Source organism: Methanopyrus sp. (assembly GCF_053997775.1).
The window spans coordinates 1-12,724 of record NZ_JBMXXF010000026.1; the positions used below are offsets into that span (position 1 = coordinate 1).

Annotated in this window: 11 protein-coding genes and 1 tRNA gene; 7 read left to right on the plus strand and 5 right to left on the minus strand. The window is 70.5% G+C overall.

Translation table 11 applies throughout. The features are described from left to right. The 5 genes from cdhC to albA all read right to left on the minus strand — a co-directional run. A partial coding sequence (cdhC, locus tag ACXJJV_RS03865) for a CO dehydrogenase/CO-methylating acetyl-CoA synthase complex subunit beta (protein ID WP_456466868.1) occupies positions 1-1,038 on the minus strand: 1,038 nt, incomplete at its 3' end. Positions 1,039-1,043: 5 nt separating this feature from the next. After that, positions 1,044-2,954, minus strand: a complete 1,911-nt coding sequence (locus ACXJJV_RS03870; protein WP_456466869.1) for an anaerobic carbon-monoxide dehydrogenase catalytic subunit — start codon at positions 2,952-2,954, stop codon at positions 1,044-1,046. 15 nt (positions 2,955-2,969) lie between these two features. Continuing rightward, positions 2,970-3,443, minus strand: a complete 474-nt coding sequence (locus ACXJJV_RS03875; protein ID WP_456466870.1) for a carbon monoxide dehydrogenase beta subunit family protein — start codon at positions 3,441-3,443, stop codon at positions 2,970-2,972. A gap of 5 nt (positions 3,444-3,448) precedes the next feature. Continuing rightward, positions 3,449-5,731 (minus strand): CO dehydrogenase/acetyl-CoA synthase complex subunit alpha, encoded by a 2,283-nt coding sequence (gene cdhA / locus ACXJJV_RS03880; RefSeq protein ID WP_456466871.1) that lies wholly within the window; start codon positions 5,729-5,731, stop codon positions 3,449-3,451. 189 nt (positions 5,732-5,920) lie between these two features. Then, positions 5,921-6,202: a DNA-binding protein Alba gene (gene albA, locus ACXJJV_RS03885; RefSeq protein ID WP_011019084.1), complete on the minus strand. Its 282-nt coding sequence runs from the start codon at positions 6,200-6,202 to the stop codon at positions 5,921-5,923. 154 nt (positions 6,203-6,356) lie between these two features. Between albA and ACXJJV_RS03890 the strand changes: the two genes are divergently transcribed. The 7 genes from ACXJJV_RS03890 (at position 6,357) to ACXJJV_RS03920 (ending at position 12,707) form a co-directional block, all read left to right on the plus strand. Continuing rightward, complete coding sequence (locus ACXJJV_RS03890; protein WP_456466872.1) at positions 6,357-6,878, plus strand: hypothetical protein; 522 nt, start codon at positions 6,357-6,359, stop codon at positions 6,876-6,878. Further along, the gene (coaBC, locus tag ACXJJV_RS03895; protein WP_456466873.1) at positions 6,871-7,992 is read left to right on the plus strand and encodes a bifunctional phosphopantothenoylcysteine decarboxylase/phosphopantothenate--cysteine ligase CoaBC; all 1,122 of its coding nucleotides are present in this window, start codon (positions 6,871-6,873) and stop codon (positions 7,990-7,992) included. Before ACXJJV_RS03890 ends, coaBC begins: the two co-directional genes overlap by 8 nt. A gap of 1 nt (position 7,993) precedes the next feature. Then, positions 7,994-8,758 carry a 4-phosphopantoate--beta-alanine ligase gene (locus ACXJJV_RS03900; RefSeq protein WP_456466874.1) on the plus strand — a complete coding sequence of 255 codons (765 nt, stop codon included), beginning with the start codon at positions 7,994-7,996 and terminating at the stop codon, positions 8,756-8,758. Then, complete coding sequence (hisD, locus tag ACXJJV_RS03905) at positions 8,736-10,043, plus strand: histidinol dehydrogenase (RefSeq protein WP_456466875.1); 1,308 nt, start codon at positions 8,736-8,738, stop codon at positions 10,041-10,043. The genes ACXJJV_RS03900 and hisD overlap by 23 nt, the downstream gene beginning before the upstream one ends. Before the next feature lie 5 nt (positions 10,044-10,048). Next, complete coding sequence (gene aspS, locus ACXJJV_RS03910; protein ID WP_456466876.1) at positions 10,049-11,344, plus strand: aspartate--tRNA(Asn) ligase; 1,296 nt, start codon at positions 10,049-10,051, stop codon at positions 11,342-11,344. Positions 11,345-11,354: 10 nt separating this feature from the next. Continuing rightward, positions 11,355-12,572, plus strand: coding sequence for a hypothetical protein (locus ACXJJV_RS03915; RefSeq protein WP_456466877.1), 1,218 nt, complete (start codon positions 11,355-11,357; stop codon positions 12,570-12,572). A 45-nt stretch (positions 12,573-12,617) separates the two neighbouring features. Continuing rightward, positions 12,618-12,707, plus strand: a tRNA-Leu gene (locus ACXJJV_RS03920). Positions 12,708-12,724: the final 17 nt, after the last annotated feature.

Genomic DNA, 12,724 nt, shown 5'->3' on the forward strand with positions numbered 1-12,724 from the left:
CTGGAGGAACTTGTCCGACTCCATGTACCCGTACGACACGCCCACGAAGCCGGGCTTCTGTTCGCCCCCGCTCGCCTCGCCCGCCAGCGTGGAGAAGGGCATGCCCAGCGGGGTGTCACCCTGGTACTCGCGGTCGACGATGCCGAACCCGTCCACCTCCGGGATGTAGAACACGACCGCCTGGAAGCAGCCGCAGCTCGTGTGCGGGTACTCGAGGCAGGAGTGCAGGTAGACGCGCTCCACGGTGCCCTGGGAGTGCTCCCTGACCGCCTCGTTCACGCCGTCGTACTCGCCCGCCTCCGGGTCCAGGCACTCGCCCTTCTCGATGGGAAAGATCGGTCCCTCGGGATCGATCTTGTACGCCGCCTTGGCGTCGTGCCAGGTGATGGAGCCGCAGAGGCTCGGCCGGTCGGGGGTGATCACGCACACGTGCGTGGGTGCGAAGGACTGGCACATGAGGCACACGTAGAACTCGTCCACGTCCTCCTCGGAGAGCTCGCGCGCCCGCTCGTCCCGCTTCCGGTAGATCTCCCGCGCTTTCTCGACGAACTCCTTCACGCGGTCCTCGTCCGTCATCAGGGTGACCTCGATCGCGTCGATCACGTTGCCGAACTCCTCCTTGAACAGCTCCCGCAGGGCGATGCCCAGGTGCTCGAGGCGGAAGCCCTTCTCGACCGCGTCCTTGGACACGCGGCACCAGATCTGGTCCCGCTGGTTCAGGTGCATGAAACCCTCCACGTAGTTGCAGAACTCGTGGATGCGCCGCTCTAGGACGCCCTCCACGTCCTCCTCCAGGTCCTCCCCGGCCGCCCTGATGAGGATGCCGAACGGGTACCTCTCGCCCTCCTCCATCTCGTCGATGTCCGGGCCGATCACCTCGACCTTGTCCGGCTCGAGCTCGTCCTCGTCCGCCACGCGGAAGAGCTCGGCGCCGAAGCTCTTCGGGCCGGCGAGCTCCACGTACATGTCACCGCTGCGGATCCGCTCGCCCTCGTGTCGGGGGCTCACGTCCACGGGCAGGTCCGACAGGCTCGTCAACTGACTCACCCCTCGCCCTCCTCGGGTGGGAGTAGGGTGGGGTCGGACGCGCGCGAGCCCGGCGTCCAGCCGGACTCCTTCAGGCGCTCCATGAGCTCGGACTTGAGCGCGAGGGGGACGTCGTTCTCGTCCCGGATGAGCCGGTCCAGGTCGGGAGGCAGCTCGTCGTACAGCTCCCGGTACAGCTCCACGTACGCCTCGACCTTCTTCTGCCGGGCTTCCGGGGTGTCGTTGGGGCGCATGCAGAGGCGGGCGGCCGTGACCGCGGCCTCCCTCCAGTCCGAGACCGCGCACCGGAGGTGTTCCGGGGTGGGATCCTCCGCCTCCTCGCCCGAGCGGGCGTCGAACACGCGGGGCTCTCGGTCGGTCAGGAGGGAGCCGGCGTCCGGCTCCGGGCCGAGCACCACGGGCACGCCCCACCGGGTCACCCCGTAGGCCACGGAGACGAGGTGCTCCGACGGGTCCTTCACCCACGCCACCACGCAGGCGCCGACCCGGTTGAGCACGTAGTCGGCCACCCGGGTGAACCGGCCCCGGATCGGGAGCTTGCCGAAGATCACGCCGACGCGGACGCAGGCGCCGACCAGGTGCGCGGCGGAGGTGCAGGGGCCGGTGTGGAGCAGGGTGTCCGGGTACCGGTCGTACAGGGATCGTCCCTCCTCGTCCCGATGGTAACCCAGCGCGACGCCCAGGCAGCCGGGGACGAGGACGAGGTAACCGTGCTCCAGGAGGGCCTCGGCGATCTTCGCGGGCTCCTCCGCGTCCTCGGGGCGCTCGGGGCAGGAGAGCAGTACGACCAGGCCGGGGATGTCGCCGGACACGACGGGGACGCCCACGTTCCGGATGACCACGTCCGAGAGCCGGGTGGGCGGGCCCACGCGGAACCGCCACGAGGGGGCCGCGCCGCGGTCCCGGGCGCCGGAGACGCGGAGCGCCGTCCAGGCGGCGACCTCCACGGCCTTCAGGGGGTCCTCGACGTAGACGGCGTCCTCCCCCGAGGCGAGGGTCTCGACGATCGCCTCCGTGGGCTCGTCGGTGAGGTCGGGTAGGTCCGCCGCGCGGGCGCCGGCGGTGGCGATCAGCTTGGACCCGGCCTCCCGGGCCGCCTCCACCGCGTCCTCGCCCGGGCACGCGCCGTCCACGACCACCGCGTCCGCCAGGCCGGAGGCGACGTACTCCCGGTACATGGAGAGCGGGCCCAGGATCCGGACGTGATCGTCCGCGTCCGGCCACGCGGTGTGGGTCAGCCCGACGAGCTCCACCTGCCGCGCGAGCGCGCCGAGCTCCTCCACGATCGCGCGCCCGAGGAGCGGGAGGTGCCCGATCAGGAGGACGGTGGGGCGGTTCGGGAGGTCTTCGGCCCCCACCTCGAAGGTCTCCTCGGCGTCCGGGGTCTCCATCAGGGTGGCGAGGGCGGCGTCCGCGATCTCCGCCGCCAGGACCCCGGCCGTGCCGGCGTGGAGGGCGACGGCCTCGTAGTCCTCGAGCCGGTGGGTTCGGGTCAGCTCGGCCAGGGAGCGCGTGAGCTCCCGCTCGGCGTAGTAGAGCCCGGTCTCGAGGTCGGGGGCGCGCTCGGGGGCGTCGTTCAGGAGGGTCTCGAAGAGGGGGAGCGGGTTCTCGGCCTCGAAGTCGGGAGACAGCTCGCCGCCGGATCGGCGGAGCAGGTCCACCGTCAGTCGAGCGGTGGTGAGGAGGGTGGCCGCGCCCTGGCAGCATAGGTGGGCGATCGTGCGGAGGGTTTCCCGGCGCTCCTCCTCGGACTCGCCGGGGACGACGGTGAGGTCGTAGACGGAGGTGAGGGTGCGGTCCCAGGGGAGGAGGTCGCGCAGGGTGGGTCCGTCCGCGCCCCGGACCTTCGGGGGTTCCTCCATGCGGAGCTCTCGGATCTCGATCTGGACGTCCTCCATCTCGACCATCCGGGTGCCCCCAACTCACGCGAGTCGGTCCAGCTCGCGCAGGAACTCGTCCCGGTCCAGGGTGGGGAGGGAGTAGTCGGCGCTCGGGTGGTACTCGGGGTTCAGTGAGATCTTCACGAGGTCGGGCCGGGCGTGGCGGAGGCTCTGGAGCACGCGGTCCGTGACGTCCGGTCGGGAGCCGGTGAAGGCGACCACGTCGGGGTGGGAGCCGAGGACGGGGGCGTCCCGCTGCAGTAGGGTGGCGAGCTCGACGAGGCCCATCTTGCGGCCCAGGTCGTCGCCCCGGTAGGGGGCCGTGCAGACGGCGGTGGCCCGGAGTCGATGGATCAGTCGGGCGGCGCGCTCCCGCCATTCCTCGTCCTCGGCGGCCCGGGGCCCCACGACCACCAGGGGCTCGTCCGCCCGTTCGAGCAGGGTGCGCAGGACGGGGGCGCGGGCGGTCTCGGCCCGGCCGGTGTACAGGAACGTGGGGTCCTTGGGCAGGGGCACGTGGCTCAGCCCCGCTCCTGCCCTTTCAGCAGGGTGGGCTCGGAGATGGGTTTCCGGGGCTTCCAGCCGATCTCCTTCAGGTACTCCAGGATCTCGTCGCGGAGCGTGAGGGGGACGTCGTTCTCGTCGCGGACGTAGAGCGGGAGGTCGGGCGGGAGCTCGCCGTAGAACTCCCGGTACAGTTCCACGTAGTTCTGGAGCTTGGTCTGTCGGCCCTGGGGCGTGTCGTTGGGCCGGATGCACAGTTTGACGGCCTGGACGAGGGCCTCGCGCCAGTCCTCGGCCGCGTACTTGAGGTGGATGGGGCAGTGTTCCTCCCGTTCCTCGCCCGTGCGGGCGTCGTAGACGGTCCAGTCGCCGTCCAGGTCGCCGATGTACAGGGTCTGGTAGTTGAGCCCGGCCGGGCCGTAGACGATGGGGATGCCCCAGCGGGTGAACCCGGTCGAGATGGCGAGGGCCTTCTGGCTCATGGCGCCCCAGAGGACGCCGCACGCGCCGATGCGGTTGAGGATGTAGTCGGCGATCTCCTTGAAGTTGCCCTTGAGGGGCTTCTTCGCGAAGATGGCGGCGATCTTGATGCAGGCGCCGAGGATGTGCGCGTTGGAGACGCAGGAGCCCGTGTTCACGAGGCAGCCGGCGTCGAACCGGTCCTCGTACCGTTCGTATAGGGTCTTGCCCTCCTCGTCGGTGTAGTAACCGAGGCACATGGCCGTGCAGCCGGAGGTCACGACGATGTAGTTCCGCTCCAGTAGCTCCTCGACCATCCGGCCGACCTCGCGGATGTCGTCGGGGTAGTTGGGGCAGGCGACGAAGGCGACGACGCCGGGGATGTCGCCCATGACGATCGGGCCGCCGACCTGCCGGATCTCCACGTCCTTGATCGGGCCGCGGCCCGTGCGGACCCGGTAGCGCTCCTTCCGGGCGTTCAGGCGCCAGGCGTCCTCGATGACCCGCATCACGGGGATCTTCGCGGGGCACTCGGACTCGCACCGGGCGCAGCCCACGCACCGGTGGAAGAGCTCGGCCAGGTCCTCGAGGTCGCCCTCGCGGGCCTTCCGCAGCGCCTCCACGATGGGTAGGTCGTTCGGGCACACGCGCTCGCAGTCGCCGCACTCCAGGCAGCGCTCCGCGTGCCGCTTGATCTCGTCCGGGTCGGGTGGGGGCAGCTCCTTCCGGCGCTGCTCGTGAACGCGGAGCGCAACCTCGACCGCCACCTTCGCCGCCTTTTCGAGGTCCTCGATGTACACGGCCATCCACTCGCCGGAGGCCATCCGTTCCACGATCTCGTCCGTGGGCTCGTCCGTGACGTCGGGCAGGCCGGCCATGAGGACGTTCCGCGTCGCGATGATGCGGGTGCCCACCTCGCGGGCCTCCTCCACGAGGTCGGCGCGGATGCACTGCTCGTCCAGGATGATCACGTCCGCGATGCCCATTCGCACGTAGTGCAGCTGTCGGGAGAGGGGTCCGATGACCTTGGCGCGCTTCTCGACCCGGGACGCGTCCCAGGCCGTGCAGCAGATGCCGAGGACCTCGACCCGCTCGTCCAGCCCGCGCTCCTCGAGGTAGTCCAGGACCTCGGTGCCGGGGGCGACGTTGTGGCCGATGAGGAGGATGCAGGGCTTGGAGTCGTCCGCCGCGTAGGGTCCGAACTCGACGAAGGGGGACTCGCCCTTGGGCATGTCGAAGGCGACGATCTGGGTCACGTCCGCCAGCTCGAGCGCGAGGGTGTCGAGCATGCCGGCGTGGAGGGCCTTGGACTCGTAGTCGTGGGGGTCGGACTCCTGGCCCACGTGGGTGGCGGCGAGGACCTGGGTCAGCTCGCGCTCGAGGTACTCGAGGCCGCGCTTCAGGTCGGACACGCGTCGGGGTTCGAACCCGAGGAGGGTCTCGAAGATGGGGGTCTGCACGTCGATCTCGGGGCCGAGGTCGATCTCCACGTCGCCGACGTGGTCTAGGACGTACTCGATGAGGTGTCGGGCGTGGGTGGCGTGGCACGCGGTCCCGATGCAGGTTTTGATGGTGGTCATCCGGGCCGCGTGGGCGCGGAGGTCGATCCCGCACGCCCCGCGCCGTCCCTCGGCGAGGTTGCAGCGGCCGAACGTGCAGAGGCAACACATGTCGCAGATTGGAAACGCGGCGATCCGGTACCGGGAGAAGAGTCGTCGATCCCAGTCCTTCAGGTCGGAGAGGGTGGGGCAGGGGTGTGGCCCCTCGCCCTCGGGTTCGAATCCCTCCACGCGCCCGATTTCGATCTTGAGGTCGTCGAAGTCGAGCTCGATCGGGCCCATCGCGCGGCCCACCCGGGGGGCGGTCCGGGTTTCGGAAGAAGGTGAAGAAGGTTTAGGCGGCGCCCGGGGGGCCCGCCGGTGGGTCCTATACATGCTTTTCGGGGACGGGTCGCGGGGAGAAGTAGGGGGGTCGGGCGGGGTGGGTCGTTGGCGTCAGAAGTAGCGGGGCCAGGCCGGCGGGCGTGGGGTCTAGACGGGCTTCTCCAGGACGATCTCGATGGTGGAGACGTTGACCGTGTCGCCCTCCTCCGTCTCCAGCTCCTCGGTGCCGATCTTGATGTCCTTCACCTCGACCTCCGGCATGAAGCGGTTCCTGACGATCTCGGCGACGTCGACGGCCCGGCTGATGGCGCGCCCGCGGGCCTTGATACGGACCTCGTTGGCGCCCTCGTTGAACTGCGTGATGCAGGCGAGCACGTAGTTCATCACCGGCTTGCTGCCCACGTAGACGACGTTCTCTTCCTCTGCCATTCCTAGCACCCCCAGCGCGCTCTCGTCCGGGGCCCGGAGATAGCAGGTATAATGCTTTCGGGAACGGGATACGCGGTCGCGGGGCGGCGCGGGTCAACTTTTTAACGGCCCGGGCGGGGGGTCACCGCGACTGATTCTCCGTGGGGGTTGCCGGTTGGAGCTGCCCATATGCGAGGTGTGCGCGAAGACGGGGCTGCTCTGCCCCGGGTGCGAGGAGAAGCTGGAGCGGGGAGAGATCACGGAGACGGACGTGGAGGTCTCCAAGAAGCTGGTTGAGCTGCGGGAGAAGTACCCCTCGCTGGAGGACGCGGTCCTGCTGCGGACCATCGACACGGGGAGCCTCGTGGTCCTCGTCACGAGGCCGGGGATGGCGGGCAAGCTGATCGGCAAGGGCGGTCGGGTGTCCCGGGCTCTCTCCGATCACCTGGGGAAGAAGGTGCGGGTCGTGGAGGAGGTGGAGGATCCCGAGGACATCCGACAGCTGCGGAAGCTGATCCAGGACCTGATCATCCCGGCCCGGTTGCTCAGCGTGAACGTCGTGTACGAGCCGGAGGGAGAGCGGTACAAGGCGGTCATCCACCACCGGGATCGGAACCGGGTGCCGGCGCCGGTGGACGAGCTGCAGGAGGCGATCAAGGAGCTGACGGGCATGGAGGTGGAGGTCACGTTTGGTTAACGTCGTGGTGGGCGTGACCGGCAGCGTCGCCGCCTACCGCGCGCCCGACCTCTGCCGGGAGCTCGAGCGCCGGGGGCACGCGGTCCGGGTCGTCGCCACGGAGTCGGCCCTGAGGTTCGTGGGCCGGGACGCGCTGGGGCTCGCGGCGGAGGAGGTGGTCACCGAGCTCACGGAGCGGGCCGAGCACGTGAGGCTCGCGGAGTGGGCGGACGCCGTGCTGATCGCCCCGGCCACCCTGAACACCCTTGCCAAGCTCGCGCACGGGATCGCCGACAACCCCGTCACCCTCACCGCGCTCGCATCGTTAGGCGCCGGGAAACGATTGATCGTCGCCCCGGCCATGGCCGAGCCCATGTACCGCTCGCCCCCCGCCCGCCGCGCCCTCAGACGGCTGGAGGAGATGGGCGTGACCGTCGTCCCGCCCCGGATCGAGGAGGGGAAGGCCAAGCTGGCCGAGCTGGAGGACCTCGTCCGCGCCGTCGAGGGGGAGCTGGCCGGGGTCCGGGTCCTCGTCACCGGGGGGCCCACGCTCGAGCCCCTGGACGACGTGCGCGTGCTCACGAACCCGAGCTCCGGGCGGACCGCCGCCCTCATCTGCGAGCAGCTCCGCGCCGCGGGCGCCGAGGTCATCCTCGTGCACGGGCCCCTGCGGGTGGAGGCCCCCGCGGACGAGCGGGTGGAGGTGCGCACGACCGAGGAGATGCTGGAGGAGGTGCGGAGGCGGATCGGGGACGTGGACGCGATCGTGATGGCGGCGGCCCCGGCGGACTTCCGGCCCCGGGAGCGGGCGGAGGGGAAGCTCGACTCGCGGTCGCGTCACACGGTGGAGCTCGTTCCGACCCCGAAGATCGTCGAGGAGGTGTTCCCGGAGTTCGACGGTGTGAAGGTCGCGTTCAAGGTGGACCCGGACCCGGTGGAGGGCGCGCGGCGGCTGCTGGAGCGCGTCCCCTGCGACCTGGTCGTGGCGAACCCGCCGGAGGCGCTGGGGTCGGAGTCCTCCGAGTGGTGGATCCTGGACCGGGAGGGTCGGGTCGTGCGGCGCGTGCGCGGGCCCAAGGTCCGGCTGGCCCGGGCGCTGCGGGACCTGCTCATCGAGCGGCTCGGGGGTGGGTAGGGTGGAGATCCCGCCCGATCACCCCCGGGCCGAGGCGCTCCGGATCCGGGAGCGGTTGGTCCGCGGGTTCGAGGAGGGGTACGTGGTCCCTCAGGGGCTGATCGCGCACGGGCGGGGGGAGGCGTTCGACTACCTGCTCGGGGAGCGGACGATCCCGCCGGCGCGCCGCGCGATCCGGGCCGCCGCGGCCGCGTTTCACCTCGCGGAGCGCCCGGTGATCTCGGTGAACGGGAACGTGGCCGCGCTGTGCCCGGACGAGCTGGTGGAGCTGTCCGAGGTCACCGGGGCCCCGCTCGAGGTGAACCTGTTCCACCGCACGGAGGAGCGGGCGCGCCGGATCCGGAGGGTGCTGGAGGAGGCCGGGGCGCGGAACGTGCTCGGGGTGGATCGGGGGCACCTCACCCGGCTTCCGAACCTCTCCTCCCGCCGGGGGATCGTGGACGAGCGGGGGATCCGCCGGGCGGACTTCGTCCTCGTGCCGCTGGAGGACGGAGACCGGACGCGGGCGTTGAAGGAGCTGGGTAAGCGGGTCGCCGCCATCGACCTGAACCCGCTCTCCCGGACGGCCCGGGATGCGGACATCACGATCGTGGACAACGTGGTCCGGTGCGTGCGGAAGATCGCTCGCGAGTACGAAAACATGGATAAGGAGAGGGCCCGAGAGGTGCTGGAGGCGTACGACAACGACGCGGTCCTGGCGGAGGTGTTGGAGTACATCTCCCGGCGGCTGAGGGTGCTGGCCGATGAGGATGCTGGTGAATCCTAGCGAGCGGGAGCTTCGGAGGGTGCTGAAGCGGTCGGAGGTGCGCGTTGAGGAGGTCCTCCCGGACGTGGAGCGGATCTTCGAGGACGTGCGTGAGCGCGGGGACGAGGCGCTGCTGGAGTACACGGAGCGGTTCGACGGGGTGGGGCTCGGGGCGGACGAGCTGCGCGTGTCGGAGGAGGACGTGGAGCGGGCGCGGGAGCTCGTGGACGACGCGACGCTGGACGCGATCGAGCGCGCGGCGGGTCGCATCGAGGAGTTCCACCGTAAGGTCGCCCCGGACTGGGACTCCCTCTCGGTGTCGGTGGAGGGGACCGAGTGCGGCGTGCTCGTCCGGCCGGTCCCGACCGTGGGGTGTTACGTCCCGGGGGGCCGGGCCGCGTACCCGTCCACGGCCCTGATGACGGTCATCCCGGCGAAGGTGGCCGGGTGCGATCGGGTCTACGTGTGCACGCCCCCGGCGGATAACCCGGTGCGGGCCTCGCCCGAGGTGCTCGTGGCGGCGGACCTCGCGGGTGCGGACGCGATCTTCAGAGTGGGTGGCGCGCAGGCGGTGGCCGCGCTGGCGGTGGGGACCGACGCGGTCCCGCGCGTGGACAAGATCGTGGGCCCGGGGAACGTGTACGTCACCGCCGCGAAGCTCCTGGCCTACACGCGGGCCGGCGTGGACGTGGACATGCCGGCCGGTCCCACGGAGATCCTGATCATCGCGGACGAGTCGGCCGACCCGGAGTGGCTGGCCTGGGACCTGATCGCGCAGGCCGAGCACGATCCCGAGGCCGCGGCCGTGCTCCTGACGGACTCCGAGCGGCTGGCCCGGGAGGTGCGGGACCGCGTGGAGGAGATCCTTAAGGGTGGGGTCGATCGGGAGGACGTGGTCACGAGCGCGCTGGACGAGCACGGGTGGATCGTGGTCCTGGACTCGCTGGAGGAGTGCGTGAGGGTGGCGAACGAGTACGCCCCGGAGCACCTCCAGCTCTCGGTCGAGCGCCCGGAGGAGCTGCTGCCGCGGGTCGAGAGCGCGGGCGCGGTCTTCGTGGGTCATCTCTCCGCCGTCCCGTTCGGCGATTACGCGGCCGGGCCCAATCACGTGCTGCCGACGGGCGGGTTCGCCCGGGCGCGCGGGGCGCTCGGCCCCTGGGACTTCCTCAAGCTCATCCCGTACCAGCGGCTCGACGAGTCGGACGTCGAGGCCCTCCTGCCCATCGTCGAGGAGCTGGCCGCGCGGGAGGGCCTGCCGAACCACGCCGAGGCCGCGAGGGTCCGATCGGAGCGCTCCCGGGGGTGATCGACGTGCTGAAGGACACGCAGGCCGCGGAGGTCACCCCGGAGCGGGATGGGGAGGAGGTCACGCTCGCGGGCTGGGTGCACGAGATCCGCGACCTGGGCGGGATCAAGTTCCTCCTCCTCCGCGACCGCTCCGGCATCGTGCAGGTCACCTGCCCGCGGCAGAAGGTGCCGGAGGACGTGTTCGAGCGGGTCCCGAGGCTGAAGAAGGAGTCCGTGATCCGCGTCCGGGGCACCGTCCAGGCGAACGAGAAGGCGCCCGGCGGGGTCGAGGTCATCCCCGAGGAGCTCGAGGTGCTCTCCGAGTCCGAGACGCACCTGCCCCTCGACCCGACGGGCAAGGTGGACGCGGACCTGGACACGCGGCTGGACGCGCGCGTGCTCGACCTCCGACGCGAGGAGCCGCGGGCGGTCTTCCGGATCCGGGACGTCGCGACCACGGCCATCCGCGAGTTCCTCGAGGACCGCGGGTTCCTCGAGGTGCACACGCCGAAGATCATCGCGTCCGCCACGGAGGGCGGCACCGAGCTCTTCCCCGTCGTGTACTTCGAGCGGGACGCGTACCTCGCCCAGAGCCCGCAGCTGTACAAGCAGATGCTCATGGCCGCCGGCTTCGAGCGCGTGTACGAGATCGGCCCCATCTTCCGCGCCGAGGAGCACAACACGCGGCGACACCTGAACGAGGCCATCTCCGTGGACATCGAGATGTCCTTCATCGAGAGCGAGGAGGACGTCATGCGCGTCCTCGAGGAGCTCCTCGCCCACGTGTTCCACCGCGTCGCCGAGGAGTGCGAGGAGGAGCTGAAGACCCTCGATGTGGAGCTCCCCGAGCTCGAGCCCCCCTTCGAGCGACTCACCTACGAGGAGACCCTGGACCTCCTCGCCGAGCACGGGATCCACGTCGAGTGGGGCGAGGACCTGCCCACGGAGGCCGAGCGCAAGCTGGGCGAGCTCTTCGACGAGCCGATCTTCATCACCGAGTGGCCCCGGGAGACCCGCCCCTTCTACACCATGGCCAAGGACGACGAGGTCACCCGCGCCTTCGACCTCATGTACCAGGGCCTCGAGCTCGCCTCGGGCGCCCAGCGCGAGCACCGGTACGAGACCCTCGTGGACCAGATCAAGGAGCAGGGACTGAACCCGGACGACTTCCGGCACTACCTCGAGGCCTTCCGCTACGGCATGCCGCCGCACGGAGGCTGGGGACTCGGCCTCGAACGCACCCTGATGACCCTCACCGGCATGGAGAACATCCGCGAGGTCACCCTCTTCCCCCGCGACCGCAAACGCCTCCACCCCTGAGGGGAGCCCCGTGCGCGCCCCCCTACACCTCCTCATCCTCCTCACCGGGCTCGCGGTGTTCACCCTCTCCACGTACCTCTCACACCTCTGGCCCCCCAACGCCCCCGACTGGTTCTACTACGGCTTCATCGCCAAGTACTACGCCAAGCACGGCCACTACCCCCGCGTCAGCTGGTGGCGCCAGGACCAACCCCCCTTCCAGTACCAAACCCCCATCATCCCCCTCTGCGCCCACCTCCTCCACCCGCACGCCGGCCCCCAACACGACCACCGCTACCTCCTCGCCCTCGCCCTCGGCCTCACCGCCACCCTCCTCGCCTGGCGACTCGAACCCCGCATGGGCGCCGTCATCCCCTGGATCCTCACCGCCGTGTACAACCTCCACTACGCCGCCTTCCTCGGCGGCAAACGCACGATCTGCCTCCTCACCTACCCACTGCTCGGCACCCTCGCACTCTCCACCCTCCACCGACCCACCCACACCCGCACCCACCTCCCCGCCGCGATCGCCCTCGGCCTCCTCACCGGCGCCTGCTACGACGGCTGGCCCGAAGCCCCCCTCATCCTCGCCACCCTCACCCTCCTCCCCGACCCACCCCGACGCGCCCGCCTCCAACTCCTGAAACTCCTCGCCGGCTTCACCCTCGGCGCACTCACCACCCTCCCCCTCCCAGGCACCGCCTCCCACGCCCTCCTCACCTACCACCGCCCCGGCCTCGTCCTCAAACTCCTGGGGAACGTGGCCGAGTGGGAACCACCCGCCGCCCTAGAGGGCGCCCTACCCACGTGGTTCTACCTCGTCGCCGTCCCCATCGCCGGCGCACTCCTCTCCCAACGCCCCGACTGGAACAAGGTACGCCTCGCCGCCCTCTTCTGGACCTCCACCGGCCTCGTCGTCTTCCGATTCGGCACCGCCTCCCTCCTACTCCTGGGCCCCGCCTGGTGGGAACCCCCCGGCTGCGTGGCGGTCACCCTCTACACCGCCACCCTCACCCAGGCCCTCCACTGGCGGGAATTCTGGCAACGGTACCCCGACTGGCCCCACATGAAACCCGTCATCCTCCACCGACTCCACCGATACCACGAGCCCTGGGGCCGCGGACTGAGCCCACCCTTCGAGGCCTGGCTCTACTACGAAGTGGACCGAGTGCCCCCGAAGGTCACCCCCTACGACATGGATTGGCGGGGCTGGGAACCGCCGCTGCGACAACGCCACGTGCCCCTGTAGGGAAAAACGTTAAATACCGAGGAGCCTACCGGCCGCCCGGAGCGCGCGGGGGCGCCCGAGCCTGGTCAAAGGGGCGGGACTTAGGATCCCGTGGCCGTAGGGCCGTCCCGGGTTCAAATCCCGGCCCCCGCACCAGCGGAAATCGTTACGAG